The sequence below is a fragment of the Rhodococcus sp. IEGM 1351 genome (assembly GCF_030056875.1).
GTDB classification, from domain to species: domain Bacteria; phylum Actinomycetota; class Actinomycetes; order Mycobacteriales; family Mycobacteriaceae; genus Rhodococcus_F; species Rhodococcus_F opacus.
Genome location: NZ_JASHKU010000038.1, coordinates 38209 through 55635 on the forward strand (window position 1 = coordinate 38209; position 17427 = coordinate 55635).

Here is a 17427-nt window from a genome sequence, read left to right on the forward strand (position 1 = left end):
CGTGCCGGGAAGGTATGCGCGCGGTCACCCATGGTGGCCGATGGCCCCTCGCTGCGAGGGATCTTGCGCCCTCGGCGCGCTCACGTCTCCGATCCACAGAAAGGGCCGTTCATGGCCTCCACCGCAGATTCCGCGACCTCTCGTGTCGCCGAGCCGAGTCTGGCCGCACGTATGAGCCGATTGCCCAGCGCCACACCGACTCAACGACGCTGGCTGGTCCTCCTGGGTGCGTTGATGCTCTTCGACCAGGCGGACCTGAATGCGTTTGCGTACGCAGCACCCGCCGTCCGCGCACAATGGGATCTGTCGGTCGGCGACATCGGCATCCTCACCTCGGCGTCGTTCTTCGGCATGTTCGTCGGTTCCACCGCCGGCGGTTGGCTCGCGGACCGATACGGCCGTAAGTGGACCATCATCGGCGCCACCTTCTGGTACTCGGCATTCTCACTGGCCTGCGCCTTCGCTGTCGGAATGGTGGATCTGACCATTTATCGAGTGCTGACCGGCGCCGGCCTCCAGGCGATGGTGGCCGTATTGCTCGCCTACGTCGCGGAAATGTTTCCGCGACATCTACGAGGCCGCATCCAAGCGCTCACCCTCGCTGTCGGACTCGCGGGCATCCCGCTCATGGCTTGGTTCTCGCGATTCGTCATTCCCACGGGTCCATCCGCCTGGCGATGGATCTTCGTTCTCGGAGCCGGTGGTGTCGTGATCGGCATCGTCTCCATCTGGAAGTTGCCCGAGTCGGTGCGCTGGCAGGAAGCCAATGGTCGCGGAGCCAGCGCGGCACCGATCGTAGAAAAACTCGAGCGAGAAGCGCTCAGCCTGTTCGGAGCACTGCCCGAACCCGAAGAAGAAGGTCCCATCGTCAAGGCTCGGACGAGTGAACTGTTCGGCCGTGCCTACATCAGACGCACCCTGGTCGCAGCTGTGATGCTCACGTTCCTGGCGGTGGGCTTCTACGGCTTCAATTCCTGGCTTCCCACCCTCCTGGTCGATCACGGGCTGAGCGCGTCGCAGAGTCTGACGTACACCTCGATCCTGTCGCTCGCGGCTGTTCCCGGCGCCCTCTTCGCCTGGTTGTTCATCGACCGGTGGGAGTGGCGTCGCATGCTGTGGATCATCGAATCGATTGTCGCGGTATTGATGTTGGTCTTCGGATTCACCAACAGTGCCGTAGTGCTCGTCGCGAGCGGGCTGCTGATCACCCTGCTGTTGCAGACCGGGACGGCGTTCGTCTTCACCTACCTGCCCGAGATCTTCCCGACGCGCCTGCGAGGAACCGGAACAGGATTCGTCAACGGCATCGGTCGGATCGCCGGATTCGGAAGCGGGTTCCTCATTGCCGGGGTGTACGCGGGGCTCGGCTATGCGGCCGTCTTCATCGTGACGGCAGGAGCGATGGCACTGATGGGAATGACACTGGGCGTCTTCGGTGAACGCACGACCAACCGAAGCCTCGAACAGATCGCGACCACAACGGATCCGACCGAGGATGTGCAGGCGAGGAAGGCCGCGGGGCGTACCGACGAAGCAGTCTCTCCCGCCCGACCCACCACACTGCAGCGAAATCTTGCCGACCGTACAAAATGTGTCTAACGTGTTGGGGGTCACTCCTCACCGTCAGGTGCGGACGGGCTCTCAGTGTGGTGATCGCGTGACGCAACCGTCCGACAGCTCCGGCCGCTGTTCCGTCTGGGCGGACCCCTCACGCGATCACCACTCACAACAGGGCGAGAACAGTGCAGGGAACCTCCCGGCCGTGCCGGAGTATTCCGGCACCGAAACCCATTCTCGTCAGAAACGAATCAGGGGCGACCGAAACCGATGACCACCGACACCGAGTTGCAGACCCGCCAACTCTCACCTATCGAACTCCGATACAACGGATACGACGAGGGCGTACATCTGACCGGAATCCAGGCGATCGTGCGCGCTATCGCCGAGCGTCGGCGTACCGATATTCGTGCAGGCCTCCACACGGCCGGCTTCATCTCCGGATACCCGGGAAGCCCCCTCGGCGGGCTCGATGTCGAAATCGACCGTCAGCACGAACTCCTCGAGCCGTTGGCTGTTGTGCACCAGCACGGTGTCAACGAAGAGCTCGCCGCCACCGCGGTCTTCGGTTCTCAACTCGTCGAGGGTCGCCCCGAAGCTGAAGTCGACGGCGTCACGGGTTGGTGGTACGGCAAGGCTCCCGGTCTCGACCGGGCAGCGGACGCCCTGCGGCACGCCAACTACGCGGGAACCGGTGCACACAGCGGCGCAGTCGTCCTCGTCGGCGACGACCCGTCCTCGAAGTCCTCGACTCTGCCGTGTGCGTCCGAACACACCCTTCAGGATCTCGCTCTCCCGGTGCTTTTTCCCGGTTCGGTGGCCGATGTGCTCGAACTGGCCCACCACGCTGTCGAGCTGTCCCGAATGACCGGTGTGTGGGTGGCCTTGAAGATCGTCACCGATGTCGCGGACGGTTCGGAGACGGTGTTCGTGCCGAAGTTCGGTCCCCCCACCGCCCCGACCGGCTCGGAGACGATCACCTACACCCCGCGCGCGGACGGACACCTGCTGCCGCCCTACACCATCGATGCGGAGAAGACCCTCCACACCACACGGCTCGCCGCGGTCCGCGCCTATCTCCGTGTCAACGGCATCAACCGCGTCACCGTCCGCGGCGACAACGACTGGCTCGGCGTGGTCGCCGCGGGAAAGACCTATCACAATCTCCTTCAGGGACTCCGTGACTCGGGCCTACACGAAGACGAACTGCGTGAAGCCGGAATCCGTCTCCTCGAGCTCCGCGCGCCGTGGCCGCTCCACCCGGAGCAGATCCGCGAGTTCGCCGACGGCCTGGACCGCGTCCTCGTCGTCGAGGAAAAGAGAGCGTTCGTCGAACCCGAGATCAGCCGCGCGCTGTACCCCATGGCGAACCGGCCCCAGTTGCTCGGCAAGAACGATCTCGACGGTCTCCCGCTGGTCCCGGAGTACGGAGTGCTCGACGCCGCTCAACTGGCGCGTTACGTACTCGACCAAGCCCACGAACGCGGCGTCCTTGCGCGCGTTCAGGCGCACCGCCCGGGACTGCTCGGCAAAAACCTCAACCTCGCCGTGGTGCCGAGCCGCACGCCGTACTTCTGCTCCGGATGCCCCCACAACCGATCCACGCAGGTCCCCGAAGGGCAACTGGTCGGAGCCGGCATCGGATGCCATCTCATGGTCGCCGGAATGGACGAACGATTCGGCGAAATCACCGGCAACACCGTGATGGGCGGCGAAGGTGCCCAGTGGGTAGGTATGTCACCGTTCCTGCGTCCGGTGCCTTTCACCCAGAACGTCGGTGACGGAACCTTCTTCCACTCCGGGCAACTGGCCCTGCGGCAAGCGGTCGCCTCCGGCGCCACCGTGACGTACAAACTGCTCTTCAACGACGCCATCGCCATGACCGGCGGCGGTGCGCCAGCAGGGACCATGGCCGTTCCCGAACTCACCCGGCTCCTCGAACTCGAAGGGGTCAAGCGCACGATCGTCACCACCGAAGACCTCAGCCGCTACAAACGCGTCAAGCTGGCCAAGAATGCTTCGGTGTGGCACCGCGACAAACTCGAACGGGCACAACAAGAACTGGGCGAGATCGCCGGTGTCACGGTCCTGATCCACGACCAAGAGTGCACCGCCCAAAAGCGGCGCCGGCTCCGCCGCACCCGCTCCGCCAAACCCGAACCGGTGATCGTGATCAACGAGCGGGTCTGCGAGGGCTGTGGCGACTGCAGCGTCCAATCCAACTGCCTCTCCCTGCGCCCGGTCGATACACCCTTCGGGCAGAAGACTCAGATCCATCAATCGTCCTGCAACAAGGACCTCTCCTGCATCCGCGGGAACTGCCCGTCCTTCGTGACCGTCACACCCAAGCAGCACCCTGCCCGCCCGGCGGCCACCCGGGCGTCGACACCGCCCCCGACCACCGAGCCGTCGCGGCGGAGCATCGGACCCAAGGACACCTACGCCATCCGGATGACCGGCATCGGCGGCACGGGAGTTGTCACGGTCAACCAGGTGCTGGCTACGGCCGCGCTCCTGGACGGACTCAAAACCTCCGCCCTCGATCAGACCGGGACCGCACAGAAAGGCGGCCCGGTCATATCCGACGTGATCATCGGCCACCAGGTGCCCGACGGCAACAAGGTCTCCCACAGCCGGTGTGACGCACTGCTCGCATTCGACGCCGTAGTCGCCCTCGCCCCCGCCACACTGGCCACCCTCGATGCCAATCACACCCGGGCAGTCATCAACACCGACGTCACCCCCACCGGGCAGATGGCGTCGTCGCCACACGCCGCCTTGGACGGGATTGCGGACTTCGAACAACAGGTCCGGCGCCTCCTACCGGCGGAGCGCGCCCATTACGTGGCCGCCTCGCAGATCAGCGAGTACCTCCTCCGCAATCATGTACTCACCAACGTGGTCCTGCTCGGTGCCGCCTACCAGCGTGGGTTGATTCCGATCTCCTCGGCGGCGATCAGAAATGCCTTCGAGCTCAACGGTTCCGCAGTGGCCGCGAACCTCACCGCATTCGAGTGGGGTCGTGCCACCGTCGAGCACCCGCAGATGGTCGCCGAGACCGTCGCGGACCGTCGCAAGGAACAACAGGTCATCGACCGGCGCGCCGACAGGATCCGACGGAAGGTGACCGTGAGCGAACAGCTACCGCCGATCGTCGCCGATCTCGCGACCGACCTCGTCGAGTTTCACAGCGCCCGCGTCGCCGCATCCTTCGTCGGCTTCCTCGAACGAGTGCAGCAGGCCGAGTCGGCCCGCTTGCCCGGCAACCAGACCTTCACTACCACCGTCGCCCGCTACCTGCACAAGCTCACCGCGTACAAGGACGAATACGAGGTCGCACGCCTGCACCTGACCGGCCTTGCCGCTGTCGTCGAGACCGCCGGCGGCACTCCCGCACGAGTGGCATGGAACCTGCATCCGCCGATCCTCAAGAGCGTCGGTGTCGACCACAAGATCCAATTCGGTGCGTGGTTCACACCGGGATTCCGCACCCTGTATGCGTTGCGCCGGCTTCGAGGCACCGCGCTCGACCCATTCGGCCGCGACAGGGTCCGAAAGACCGAACGCTCCCTGATCGACGAGTACCGCGCGATCGTCACCGAACTCGTGGACGTCCTCGACGAGAACACATTGGACACCTGCATTCGGGTGGCCTCGCTACCGGACATGGTGCGTGGATACGACGACGTCAAACTGGCCAACGTCGAGCGCTATCACGCCGAACTGGACCGCGAACTCGCCGCGCTGAGGAGCGCCCGCAGCAATAACAACGAGGACGTGGAGTCGCTGCTGCTCACCGCGGCACGCGAGGAAGACGGAGGACACTGATGAGCAGGATCGCAGTATTCGAGGGAGACGACGCATCCCCTGAGGTCGTCCGGTCGGCGGTGCAGATCGTCGACAAGGCAGGAGCCGACATCGAATGGATCCACGCCACCGCCGACGACCCGGCCCTGATGCGCGATGCCATCGACAATTCAGACGCAACCCTGTTCGGCTCGGCTAGCGCACGATCGGTCCCGGCGATCGAATACCTGCGGTGGGGTAAGAAGACGTACGCCAACGTCCGACCGATCACTACGATGCCCAATGCGGCAACACCATTGGCGGACTCGAGCGGCATCGACTTCGCGATCGTCCGTGAGAACCTCGAAGACCTCTACGTCGGAATCGAGGGAAGCCTCGCCGATCTGTCCGGTGCCGGCCTGACCGATCGAATCGGCCGGCCGATCGGCGACCACGGTGCCGGCACCTTCGCCGTCAAACTCGTCACCACCTCGGGCATCGAGCAAGTTGCACGCAGCGCCTTCGAACTGGCCCGGACCCGTGCCCACCAGCGCAGCCGGACCGGACGCGTCACGATCGGAACCAAGCACAACGTGCTGCCGGTCACCGATGGCCACTTCAGGGAGGTCGCACTCGATGTCGCAACCGAGTACCCGGACGTCGAGGTCGTCAGCTACCTCGCCGACGACCTCGCTCGCCGGTTGATCATTTCGCCACGAGAACTCGACGTGGTGCTGCTACCGAACCTCTACGGGGACATCCTGTCCGACGAGGCAGCAGCGTTGGTCGGGGGACTGGGTGTGGCACCGAGTGGTTGTTACGGAACGGATTACGCTTACTTCGAAGCATCCCACGGCACTGCGCCGGACATCGCTGGTAAGAACATCATCAACCCCACCGCCCAGATACTCGCCGCGGCAATGATGCTCGACTACCTCGGGCAAGACGATCCCGCCCGTCGTGTCCGTTCGGCCGTCCATTCGGTGTACGCCGAGGGATCATGCCTGACCGTGGATGTCGGTGGCCACGCAAGCACCACGGACTTCACGGACGCGGTCGTGGCGGCGTTGTGAGTTCCGCTGCAGCCCCGGTCGCACTGATCACCGGTGCGACCGGGGGGATCGGCTCGGCGGTGGCTCGCCGGCTGCACCGCGAGGGAATGCGTGTCGTGGTCAGTTCGAGCAGCTCGGTCACCCAGGGCCAGCGGCTGGCCGACGAACTCGTTCCTGCCGCATACATTCGCGCCGACCTGACCGACCCGGTGCAGGCACGCCACTTGGTCGACGAGACGATCAAGCACTTCGGGCAACTGGACCTGCTCGTCAACAATGCGGCAGCATTCGCTCAGATACCTCACGAGGATCTCGAGGCTGTCACCCCGGAGATGTGGCGCAGATTGTTCGACGTCAATGTCATCGGCGCCTGGTGCGCGATCCAGGCTGCGCAGCCGGCGTTGGCAGCGGCGAACGGACACATCGTCAACATCACTTCCATTGCCGCGCTGCGTCCCATGGGTGCGTCGATACCCTATGCGGTCAGCAAAGCAGCGCTCGGTCACATGACCGCACTCGTCGCGAAGGCACTCGGCCCCCAGGTGCGGGCGAACGCGGTCGCACCGGGGCTCGTCATCACCGAGCGAACCGCCGAGTGGGCCGCTGCCCGGAACGAGGTGGAAGAGCGAGCGCCTCTGCGTCGGGCAGGTATGCCCGACGACATCGCCGATGCGGTCGTGGCACTGCAGAACGCCCCGTACGTCACTGGCGAGACGATCGCTGTCGATGGTGGACTTCACCTGTTGTAACCGGTCTCCATGAGCCATCTGCCGCTGCTCGCCGAACCCGCAGACGCTTTCCGCGGGTCGGCGAGCGTCGTGCCGGGCACGAGCCGACGCCGGCCCTTCCCACTACTACTCCGAACGGAATTTAATCTGTCGGTGCTCGACCTGTTCCGCGCCGGAGCAGGTCGAGCACCATCAGTATTGGCCCGGGCTAGGTTCCGCTTACGCGGGCGATCTTGTCGCCAGCGATCGATCCAACCCAGATCTCGTCAGCTACGGGTAGAGCGGTTGTCGCGAGACTGAATGGTGAGTCAGGTTCGTCGTGCAGCACAGTGCTCGCCATGGTGTCAGGATTGATTTCGACGACCGTGTACCCGGTGGGGCAGTCGGTCCCTTCACCACCGTTGCACGTCATGATGTCGTCGGCTGAGATGTCCTGCCCGGTCACCAGGACAGTACCGTTCGTCGTCCAACGGAGGTTGTCGGGCAGGAACGGCACAGTGGCCTCGGAGCGCTCACCGCTGCCGTCCAGGGGTAGCCGGACCACCTTCTTTTGTGTCCACGCTGCCGCGATGATTGACCGACCGTCCGGTGTAACGGCGATGCCGTTGGCCCCGCCGAGACCGGAATTGGGGACCGGAGCCCATCCGCTGTCACGGTGCCAGGTCAGGACCTGCCCGGTGTCTTTGCCGGTGAACATCCGCTCGAACGGGTTTCCCGGTTCGGTCGGGTCATACATGCTGGTCAGCGCGAGTCCGTCCTCAGGCAACGCGGCGATCCCGTTCGCGTAGACGTTGTGGGGCAGCGGAATGCAGCCTGTCCAGATTAGTCCGACAATGTCTGTCGTGGCGTCGATCCGGAAGACTTCGACCGACTCACGCTTGTGATTGATGGCGTAGAGGACAGGGGGTTGACCTTCGTCGGCTCGCACGTTGATCCCGTGCGGCTCGGTAGCATCCGGGGGACCCGGGCAACCGGGATAGGTGGATGGATCCCACTCGATCTGCTGATTTGTGGTCGGCCATACCTCGGCGGGGAGACCGACGTCAGTGTTCACCGAGTACAGATGTCCCGCCGTGCCGAGCTTCGCTGATGCCATTCCGCTGACGAGCACCCAGGGCGTACCTGGCACGGACACCAAATCCTCGGGCCGTACGGCACCGGAAATATAGCTCTCCCGTGTCGATGCCGCCGTCGCGGTCTGCGATGCACCGCCTGACGGTCCGGGTTCGCTGGAGCCTGCGTCCGACTGCGAACTGCAACCCGCCAGGAGCAGCATCACGCAGGTTGAGGCGGTCGTGATGGATCGTTTGTGCATAAGGAGTGGATGGCCTTTCTTTCTGTGGCACTGAGGAACTGGGTATAGAGAGTGGGGGCTGCTCTCGCGTCGTACGGTCAATGGCCGTGGACAGTCGAACCTGTCAAGCTGACGTTCGTGGATAGGGTCAGACCTGCCAGTACCGCCACCAGGGCGACAGCGGCCGCAACGAGGAACCCGATACCGTAATTCTCCGCGGACGGCAGAGGAGCGGCGGGTGTGGTCCCCAGGCCGATGATGGCGGCATAGACGGCGGTTCCCACGGCTGACGATGCGAGTGCGACACTGACATAAATTGATGCGGTCCCTGCCCCAGATTCTGAGGGGGCCTGGGCGGCGATGACCGAAACGGCCACCGTTACCAATGTGGAAAAGGCGATGCCGTACAGGAAGATTCCGACCAGGGTTCCCGCAACAGAGCCGTGCCAGAAGTACAGCAGACCACAGGAAAGGCTGTACGACAGGCCGCCGATCAGAAGTACTGACCTCGGTGAGGTTCGTCCGAGAATCCGAGGTACGAAACGGCCGGCGATGATGCCGCTCACCGTCATCGGCACGAACAGCAGCCCAGCCAAGAGAGGCGTGAATCCGAAACCGTAGCCGAGTTGCGATGGCGTCTGGGCCCACCCCATCACGAAGTTCAAGATCATGATTCCGACGATGCCGAGGGCAATGAAGACAAGATACGCGGGTAGAACGCGGGAGCTGAAGATCAGTGCGGTGTCGACGAGTGGACGAGTGCTGCGTGACTCCCAGAACAGGCCGGCTGCCAGGCCAACGACTCCGAGTAGCGTGAAAGCGAGGGTGGGGGAGGACCACACACCCCAGGTTGTGCTTTGGCTGATACCTACGCAGATGCTGGTCAGCGACGCGCCGATGATGAGCAGGCCGACGGCGTTGAGGTTTCGTGGTTTCCCGACATTGCGGACCGCCGCGTCTGAGTCCGACCCCCAGCGGTACATCGCTGCCAGTCCGACCAAGGTCAGCAGGCCTCCGAGCCAGAAGGTCGTACGCCATGAGGCGCCCAGGGCGATCATTGCACCGCCCAGGCCGAATCCGATGGTGATTCCGACAGCCTGTCCGCCGGCAATAATGCCGACGGCGCGGTTGCGGTCAAATGGTGAGAGCCGGTCGTTCATGATTGCGATGAACAGTGCTTGTGTCGCGACGACTCCAGTCAGAGCCCGGCCAATCAAGAGAACCGGAAAGGAAGTCGCAACCGCTGACACCGCATAGCCTGCCACGATCACGGCGGTACAGACGAGGATGATGCGGCGGTGCCCGAAGAGGTCACCGGTCTTCGCGAGCAATGCAGTCGACACGGCACCCATCAGCAGGGTTGCCAGAAGTGCCCATGACACCTGTGCTGGCGTCAGACTGAGGTCGACGCTCATCGGTCCGTAGAGTGGAATAGCCATCATGGCGCCGACTTCACCGAGCAACTGGAGTGTGGAGAACGTCAGGGCCATATACAAACCCGCACGCTTCCAGTCGATGAATGTGTGCGGTAGCGCGGTAGGAGGTGCAGCGGTAGGCGCTGAATCTGGCAAGGGGTTCATTGCAGCATCCTTGAGGGAATTGGGTCTGCACAGCAGAGTTGATGAACAGCACGTGTGCGCAAATGGTGAACGAAAGATATACAGACGCGAGTCACGTGGTCGCGTCTGCGGAGGGCTCCCGGTCGACTTCTCAGGTGAGCGTCGCGGAGATGTCGGATCGATTCCGGGGAGCATCCGATGGGCGGTCGGAATGCTGCGTCGGGCTTGAAGCCCGCTCGGTTTCATCCAGATTCTCGTTCACCACCACGACAGACTGTGGTTCGGGTCGCGAACTGATCGAACAGTATCCGGTGCCGGTGCGCCACACAATAGCGGTCAACGCTTTTTCCGGCTTCTGGAACCTGGGCGCGAACTTCTAGTTGTGGTCAGTGCGCGTCACGGAGCAGGTTCTACACGTCGCGTTCTCGCCCGAAGCGGTCTTTCCGGCTGGTGAGGGGCCACACCCGATGCAGGCCGCGGACCCATCGTTTGTGTGCCGACGTCGCGATGCCCCTCGCACCCGGCGCTTCTTGAACGCGGACAACGACTTCCGAATATCAGAAGTTGGGTGTCGGCAGCAATATTCGGTCAGTCAGAGTAGGCCCGAATGTCTCGCCCAGGGCGCGGCTGCCGTGACACTGCTTCTCACCCAGACTAACGCTCGGCACGAATTCTGCGCTATGTTGCAGTGCGAGTCATGCAGGGATCTGGCGCTCATAACACGGCAGGGTTTCCAGCTCGGCGTCTGTGGAGACGCAGACGTCGTCTTCGTGGAGCGGGCCGCCGCAAATGCCGGCACCCCAGTTCACGGACGCGCCGGTGGGCGATTTCCCGTCACCGCGACCGCGCTACGGGGTTGGCTCTGCTTGCCTACGCCACGCCAGTCGAGAGATTCGGCTCTTGCCAGGTCTTTCGTGAAACCGTCAGAACCGACAGCGGTTTGAGAAGAAAATTGGCCGAGATTTGGCGCAGACAAGTCGCTATCAGCGATCGCCACGTCACTATGGACACGTTGTCCGCCGCGCACATCTTCCAGCCCACAAACACCGCAACCGCCGCCATTTCGCTGGTCGTAACTCGCGAGGGCGAAGCAGATCGGTTTGCTCGTGCCGCTCCTGTGGTCCGCAGCGCACACCATCAGCGGAGCGTCAGGATCAACCAGCCTGACCCTCCTTCGAGGGCGACACCGACTATGCCCTCACCGAGTGCTGGGATTGCCGGCGCTTCCGAGAACCGACGACCATTGGTCGGTGAGCGACTCGAGGAGCAGTTTGGAATCGAGTGGCAAGCCACGGACAGAGGATAGGAACATTCCCCGTTCCATGGTGATCATTTGCATGAGGACGTTCTGCCGGGCGCGGCGGCGTGACGTGCCGGAGGGGAACTCCGACAGATAGCCGGTCATCGCATCGGCTGAACGTTCAAGGCAAAGAAACCACCGCTCCTGCACCTTTCGCTCGACAGCTGCAGCACGATCGAGGGCTTCGAAACGACCACTGTCCGCTCCCCATCGCGCAGTTTCCCGCACGACCCACTTGTGGATCTTCGACCGTGGAGCGTGGCGCAACTCATCTAGATCGCGGTAGGCCGCAACCACCGTCGGCTCGAGCCGGTCAAGAAGCTCCAGAACCAACTCGGCCTTGCCCTTGAAATGCAGGTAAAAGGTCGCCCTGCTGGCTCCGGCCAACTTCGCGATGTAATCCGCCGTCGCCAAGTCGTAACCCTGCTCGCGGAAAGCGGTCAGGGCCGCCTCGGTCAGACGCTCCCGAGTGAGATCCTTCTGGACCTCACGCAACGAGGACCGCACTGGATCCTTCCCGGTCGGGGTAGTGGCTGACATGTCATACCACTCTACGCATCTCGCTACCCTAACCGCGACCTCCCCGGTACCTGTTCGCACGAAGCGCATGACGAGCATGCGTCTATTCACTAGACAGCAGTCTAGTGACTGTGGCATTGTGGTTGTAGTCACAACACGCGGCGATGGGCGCGTCGCGCACGCTGAGGAGGCGAAATGAGGACGGGTTGACGTCGATTTGGTTGGAGCGCAGCCTGCAGCGGTGCCGGATTAGTACCGCTGCGTTGGGCGCGACGCAGGAGATGTCGGCAGAGTCTGCGACCCGTGCGATCGGGAAACAAGAGCATGAACCACAAATCCGGCGCTGATTTCGCCACCGCTGTGGGCGGACGTCGTGGAACCCGGAGAAGGGATAGTTGGTGGACCGCAACATGGAACTACTTGAATTCGCCCGCCGGTGGAAGCATTGGGGCGGTGGTCCTGAAGGTGACATTTTTGTCACTTTCGGGCTCTCGGCGCAGGAGTACTTCCGCCGAGTTCATGGCCTCCTGGACACAATCGCTGCCCGATATCTGACACCGACCGAGACGCAGGATCTGAAAACCATCTGCTTGGCTCGACTTGGACGACATAGCGGGCCGCGCTACGTCGACAGTGGCACTTTGAATCGATGATTCCGACTGCACAGCGGTCGACTGAATGTCTCTTCCGTGAAATCAACGATCTCGAAATCAGCGGTGGCAGTTATGATTGCGTCAACTTGCTGGTCGTGTGCGCAAGGCACACCCGGTAGGCTTCGGCAGGTGTCAGCACTGAATCCGAATTTGTCCGGCCGGGTCTTCCCGGCCACCACGTACCTCGTCGGTCGAGAGAAGATCCGTGAATTCGCACGGGGAATCCGCGCGACGCATCCGCTTCACCATGACGTCGCAGCCGCACAGGCTGCGGGTTACGCCGATGTTGTGGCGCCCACGACGTTTACCACTGTGTTGCAGCAAACGGCGGTGACCCAGTTGGTCGAAACGCCCGACACGGGAGTCGACCCGATTCGAGTCGTGCATGGCTCGGAGAAGATCGAACAAAGGCGTCCGATAGTTGGCGGCGTGGATCTGGTGACGACCCTGACCATCGCCGACGTCATTGAACGGGGCGGCAACGCCATCCTGGCGACTCATTGCGAGATTCGTGACAGCTCGGACGAACTCGTGGCTACCGTAAAGTCGACGCTGCTGGTGCGAGGATGCGCCGCATGACGATCCCGGCTCCGACATTCGATTCGCTCGAACTGGGTGCGGTCATCGCCAAGGCAGACCTGGCGATCACCCGAGGTGACCTGGTCCGGTACGCCGGTGCATCTGGTGACATGAACCCGATCCACTTCAATGACGCCGCGGCGAAGGCCGCTGGGCTTCCCGGAGTGCTCGCGCACGGAATGTTCACCGCGGGATTGGCGCTGCAGCCTGTTGTCGACTGGGTCGGCGATCCCACCTGGATCGTCTCCTATGAGACGCGGTTCACTCGACCCGTCCTCGTCGACGGCTCGACGGGGGCGACGCTCACCATATCCGCGAAGGTCGCTCGACTCGACCCGGGAACAAGCACCGCGCGCATTGACCTCACCGTCTCATGTGGGGCGCAGAACGTGCTCGGCAAGTCACAAGCGCACGTCCGTTTCCCAGCCTGAGCTGGCGGCATTGACAGCCCACGTCTCAGTGGCCTACTCGATCCGCGAGCGAGCTCATAGTTGTCTGCGTGGCGTGGCGCACTTCGCCGCGGGAGAGCGGCATTAGTGAGCCTATCGATGTTGTGCCTCGAGGTCTGTGGAGACTCTCGGTGGCCCGGCTGTTCGGCAGGTTGTAATGAACGGGAGTAGGTCTGTGCCTACACGGAGGCGCAGGTCGCCGCCTACTGGGAGGTCGCCCTGTCGCAGAACGGGCCGTTTCGGGTGCAGGCGATGACGGCGACGCTGACGTTGACAGTGGGGGCGGGTGCCCGGTCGGGAGGTTCGCTGCCCGAACGCTGAAGTGCCTGTAATGGGTGTGGAGCGAAGGGGCCGGCCCATTGCTGTCGATGTTGGCGGAAGCAGAGCCATCTCCTCGATGGTCACCTGGTGTTGCGTGGCGGGCCAATCCGGACCGGATGCGTCGGTACTGTGTCTTCGGCACGGATCTTGCGACAGACTTGTTGGATGGACTCGCGTAGCCAGATGCTGGCGAGGTCGGTGGTTTGCAGGGGATGCCAGTACATGGCCTCCACTACTGGCATTTCCAATTCTGGAACGAACTCGACGACGGTGACGGAGAGTCCCGTTGCCAGCCGCCCGGCGAGGAGGCGCGGTACCAACGCGACTAGGTCGGTGCCTTCGACGAGGAAGGGCAGTATTTGCCATCCGGATACTCGGGCGGCGATGACAGGCGTGACCCCGGCGTCGGCCAGGAATTGCATCGGTGGGGTTGTGACGCCGGGGCCGAACTCGCCGGCGGCGTGCGGCGCGGACGCGATGTCCTTGAGGGTCAGCTGATCTCGGTCGAGCAGTGGATTCGCGCTGTCCATGACGGCGACGAATTCGTCCCGGAACAGTTGGCGGTTGCTGCCGCCGAAGTCGTAGCCCATCGGCCCGATGATCACGTCCACGTGGCCGAATGCTTCCAACCCGGCGTCGAGTCCGACGATCGGCATGATCTCGACCGAGACCTGGGGCGCCTGCCGCGTGATCAGGGCACGCAGCGGTCGGACCACGACGGTGGTTGCGTAGTCGGATGCGGCGAGGACGAAGGTGCGGTCGGTGTCCGTGGGATCGAGTTCCGATCGCATCTGCATGGCGTCGTGCACTTTCGCCATCGCTTCCTCTACCGCCGGGGCGAGATTCTGCGCGAACGCGGTCAAGGTGTATTCCCTGCCGGCGCGCACCAATAATTCGTCGTCGAAATGACGGCGGAGTCGTGCCAACGCGGCGCTCATCGCCGACTGGCCCAGATGTGCCCGTTCGGCGGCCCGGGACACATTCCGCAGTTCGAGTAGCGCGTGCAGATTCGGAAGCAGGTTCATGTCGACTTCCTTCACCGACACTCCTCCATCCTCAACATCACGTGCCGCCCCGTTGCCCGAACCCTACGTGAACAGTTTCTTCGTGAACCCTATCGACAGTGAGGGGAGCATAGTGGCGGCGTTGTCGACGAGTATGGCCTGGACGACGTCATCCGGTAGGCCCGCCATGCGGACCGCCGCGACTGGATCATCAGTACCCATGTCGAATGGGTAGTCCGAACCGAGCAGCACCCGCTCAGTCCCGGCTACCCGGACCAGCTCAGCGAGCTGGGCACTGTCATGGGTGAGGGAGTCGAACCACAACCGCCGAAGGTAGGTCGACGGTGGATGCGTGCATCCGCGAGCCTCGGGACGCACTCGCCAGGCGTGGTCGGACCGCCCGATCGTCGTGGGGAGGTAGCCGCCGCCGTGTGCGGCGACGACGACGAGGTCGGGGTAGCGATCGAGGACCCCGCTGAAGATCAAGTGGGACAGTGCGACCGCGTTCTCGGCGGGTTGGGAGACCGTGTACCTGGGTGGCGTCCATCACGGCCAAACGGGTAGGCAGGTCGGTCAGCAGCGACCAGCGATCCTGGATCATGCGGCCCGATTCGATGGAGGACTCGCGACCGTTTCGCCGGGCATCGAGGTCTTTCGCTGCCGCGAGCCCGTCGGGGTCGATCTCGGCCACGTATGCCTCGATGCCGGGCAGCAAAACGTGGGCGTGGACGTCGACGACCGGGCCGTTCATGCCGGAACCTTCACCATGTGGGCGACGCGTTGGATGACTTCGGCGACATCGCCGCGGTGGCCGTCGATCATCCATTGCACCAATTGGGTGGAGGAGTCGACCACTGTCTTCGCTCGGTCGAATCGGCGGTGGCGGAAGCGGGTGAACACTGGTCGAGCGGTGTGTGGTCGTCTGCGAGGAGTTCCTCTACGAGGACCGCGGCGTCCTCGAGTGCCATGGCCGCTCCTTGGGCGATCGTCGGTGGGCAGTTGTGGATTGCGTCGCCAATCAGTACTACCTGGTCGCGATGCCAGGGTCCCTCGACGAGATGGGTGGTGAACCAGGTGTAGTTGGTGGGGGTGTTCTTGTCGACCGAGTCGGCGATCTGTTCCCATGGCCCGCCGTAGCCGGCCGCGAGTTTCTTGAAGATCAGGGGCCCGTCCGTCCCTGTTGCCTCATGTCAAGATGCCCGCGAAGTCTGATTCGTTGACTCATCGAGAAGTGCCCGCGTGAGAGGGGCTCTCCTCGTGGGTGTGTTCTTGGCGGTGGCGAGGGCGATGAGCTCGGTGGTCAATGCCTGGATCTGACGCAGGACGGCGGCGGGGTTGATGGTGGAGTACGTGTCGGCGAGGATGGCTTTGTCCTCTCCGGTGACGGCCTCGTGCTGGTCTGCACGCCGATGCGGAGTGGTGGCGATGTCGTACTTCTTGGTCACCTTCGCGCCGTCACGTTCTTTCGACACCAATTTCTGCTGTGGGTAGAAGTAGTTCGTTAGCTGCGACTGCAGAACCCAGATCTGATTGAGCAGCAACAACTCTGCAGAGGTATCATAGCGGAGATAGCCGACGATGGTGCGTACTACGGCCCAGTTCTTCTGCTCGACGTGTGCCCCGTCGTTGGAGTTTCCGGGATGCGAGCGGGTGAAGGTGATCTGCTGTCTGTTGCACCAGTCGAGCAGGTGGTGGTTGATGAACTCGCTGCCGTTGTCGGAGTCGACGCCGAGGAGTGGGAACGGCATGATGGCAGCGATCTCGTCGAGTGGCGGCGATGAACCCATTTGCGGGCCTTGTTGCGCACACTGCGGTTCTCGGTCCAACCGGTGGCGATGTCGGTGACCGTCAGCGTGTAAGCGTGCTCACCGACGGCGTTGCCGCCCTCGTGGCCGACCAGGTCGATCTCGGGCGTTCCCCGGCGCCGCATCATCCCACTGCGCCCAGGTGCGGATTGTGGATCTGGGACTCGAGCAGGGAACCGGGCTTGGTATGTGATCGGCCCTTGAGTTCATGGTTCTTGCGTTCGGGCGCCAGCCGTCGGTCGATGGTGGCTGCAGACATGCCGACCAGCAACAGTGCGGTAGCGTCGTCGATGTCGAGTTCACCGAACGCACGCAGAATGGGCACGAGGTCGGGCAGTGCCGGCGCAAGCCGCTTCCCGGCAGGCATCCCCAGCACCGCCCAGCAGAAGATCAACGCTGCAACAACGTTCGGCCCGTACATCGGTGGGCGCCCGGTTCGGGGACGGACCACCTTCGGAATCAACGCTGCCCGCAATGCCTTGCGGGCGTGGTCGCGATGCCAGCCGGTCGTGGCGCACGGTTCGTCGAGGATCTTCGCTTTGCCCGGCTTGTCGGCGCGCTTGTAGCGGGTCGCGATCGCCGTGGTGACGGCTCTGCGTTCAGCCATGGTCAGTCCCATCCTCCGGCCCTACCCTCGACCACCACACCGACGTGATCGACACGCCGCTACGCGGGCGTTCTCACGTGAGGCAACGAAGGGGCTTACGCGGGCATTTTGGATGAGTCAACGCGGGGCCTTGCGCTCGCCGCGTCCTCGTGTCAGGCTCTAGTAGTACTTTGTTAGCTCGGCGTGTCGGCTCGAGTTTTCGTGGCCTTCTCGA

General features: G+C 63.4%; 13 protein-coding genes and 1 pseudogene. 7 read left to right on the forward strand and 7 right to left on the reverse strand.

The window, feature by feature from the left end; all coding sequences use genetic code 11:
- Positions 1–111 precede the first annotated feature (111 nt).
- The 4 genes from QM806_RS37470 (at position 112) to QM806_RS37485 (ending at position 7144) form a co-directional block, all read left to right on the forward strand.
- Positions 112–1599: an MFS transporter gene (locus tag QM806_RS37470; RefSeq protein WP_283294733.1), complete on the forward strand. Its 1488-nt coding sequence runs from the start codon at positions 112–114 to the stop codon at positions 1597–1599.
- Between the two features lie 228 nt (positions 1600–1827).
- Positions 1828–5385: an indolepyruvate ferredoxin oxidoreductase family protein gene (locus QM806_RS37475; RefSeq protein WP_283294735.1), complete on the forward strand. Its 3558-nt coding sequence runs from the start codon at positions 1828–1830 to the stop codon at positions 5383–5385.
- Positions 5385–6416 (forward strand): isocitrate/isopropylmalate dehydrogenase family protein, encoded by a 1032-nt coding sequence (locus tag QM806_RS37480; protein ID WP_005260631.1) that lies wholly within the window; start codon positions 5385–5387, stop codon positions 6414–6416. The genes QM806_RS37475 and QM806_RS37480 overlap by 1 nt, the downstream gene beginning before the upstream one ends.
- On the forward strand, positions 6413–7144 hold the full coding sequence (locus tag QM806_RS37485) for an SDR family NAD(P)-dependent oxidoreductase (protein ID WP_005566773.1): 732 nt from the start codon (positions 6413–6415) through the stop codon (positions 7142–7144). Before QM806_RS37480 ends, QM806_RS37485 begins: the two co-directional genes overlap by 4 nt.
- A 187-nt stretch (positions 7145–7331) precedes the next feature.
- Here QM806_RS37485 and QM806_RS37490 read toward each other — a convergent pair whose 3' ends face one another.
- From QM806_RS37490 to QM806_RS37500, 3 genes are all read right to left on the reverse strand, one after another.
- Entirely contained in the window at positions 7332–8234 is a 903-nt protein-coding gene (locus tag QM806_RS37490) for a hypothetical protein (protein WP_283294737.1), read from the reverse strand.
- A gap of 281 nt (positions 8235–8515) precedes the next feature.
- A complete protein-coding gene (locus tag QM806_RS37495) occupies positions 8516–9997 on the reverse strand; it encodes an MFS transporter (RefSeq protein WP_283294739.1) in 1482 nt (493 codons plus the stop codon).
- Positions 9998–11174: 1177 nt separating this feature from the next.
- On the reverse strand, positions 11175–11816 hold the full coding sequence (locus QM806_RS37500; protein WP_162276224.1) for a TetR/AcrR family transcriptional regulator: 642 nt from the start codon (positions 11814–11816) through the stop codon (positions 11175–11177).
- 377 nt (positions 11817–12193) lie between these two features.
- Here QM806_RS37500 and QM806_RS37505 point away from each other — a divergent pair, with 377 nt between their 5' ends.
- The 3 genes from QM806_RS37505 (at position 12194) to QM806_RS37515 (ending at position 13458) form a co-directional block, all read left to right on the forward strand.
- Positions 12194–12448 (forward strand): DUF3263 domain-containing protein, encoded by a 255-nt coding sequence (locus QM806_RS37505; RefSeq protein ID WP_304708816.1) that lies wholly within the window; start codon positions 12194–12196, stop codon positions 12446–12448.
- Between the two features lie 129 nt (positions 12449–12577).
- Entirely contained in the window at positions 12578–13027 is a 450-nt protein-coding gene (locus QM806_RS37510; RefSeq protein WP_005260625.1) for an FAS1-like dehydratase domain-containing protein, read from the forward strand.
- Positions 13024–13458, forward strand: coding sequence for a MaoC/PaaZ C-terminal domain-containing protein (locus QM806_RS37515; protein WP_005260624.1), 435 nt, complete (start codon positions 13024–13026; stop codon positions 13456–13458). Before QM806_RS37510 ends, QM806_RS37515 begins: the two co-directional genes overlap by 4 nt.
- Before the next feature lie 419 nt (positions 13459–13877).
- On the opposite strand, the gene QM806_RS37520 is transcribed toward QM806_RS37515, so the two are convergent.
- The 4 genes and pseudogenes from QM806_RS37520 to QM806_RS37535 form a co-directional block, all read right to left on the reverse strand.
- On the reverse strand, positions 13878–14843 hold the full coding sequence (locus QM806_RS37520) for a LysR family transcriptional regulator (RefSeq protein WP_283294744.1): 966 nt from the start codon (positions 14841–14843) through the stop codon (positions 13878–13880).
- Between the two features lie 42 nt (positions 14844–14885).
- Positions 14886–15287 (reverse strand): amidohydrolase family protein, encoded by a 402-nt coding sequence (locus QM806_RS37525; RefSeq protein ID WP_054247771.1) that lies wholly within the window; start codon positions 15285–15287, stop codon positions 14886–14888.
- A gap of 332 nt (positions 15288–15619) precedes the next feature.
- On the reverse strand, positions 15620–15964 hold the full coding sequence (locus QM806_RS37530) for an FAD-dependent monooxygenase (protein WP_122975616.1): 345 nt from the start codon (positions 15962–15964) through the stop codon (positions 15620–15622).
- 27 nt (positions 15965–15991) lie between these two features.
- A pseudogene (locus QM806_RS37535) lies at positions 15992–17225 on the reverse strand (integrase catalytic domain-containing protein).
- Between the last annotated feature and the right edge of the window lie 202 nt (positions 17226–17427).

Bases quoted from the DNA above. Each gene is read 5' to 3' on its own strand.
- QM806_RS37470 (WP_283294733.1), top strand. From the start codon at position 112: ATGGCCTCCACCGCAGATTCCGCGACCTCTCGTGTCGCCGAGCCGAGT.
- QM806_RS37480 (WP_005260631.1), top strand. From the start codon at position 5,385: ATGAGCAGGATCGCAGTATTCGAGGGAGACGACGCATCCCCTGAGGTC.
- QM806_RS37515 (WP_005260624.1), top strand. From the start codon at position 13,024: ATGACGATCCCGGCTCCGACATTCGATTCGCTCGAACTGGGTGCGGTC.
- QM806_RS37475 (WP_283294735.1), top strand. From the start codon at position 1,828: ATGACCACCGACACCGAGTTGCAGACCCGCCAACTCTCACCTATCGAA.
- QM806_RS37500 (WP_162276224.1), bottom strand. From the start codon at position 11,816: ATGTCAGCCACTACCCCGACCGGGAAGGATCCAGTGCGGTCCTCGTTG.
- QM806_RS37495 (WP_283294739.1), bottom strand. From the start codon at position 9,997: ATGAACCCCTTGCCAGATTCAGCGCCTACCGCTGCACCTCCTACCGCG.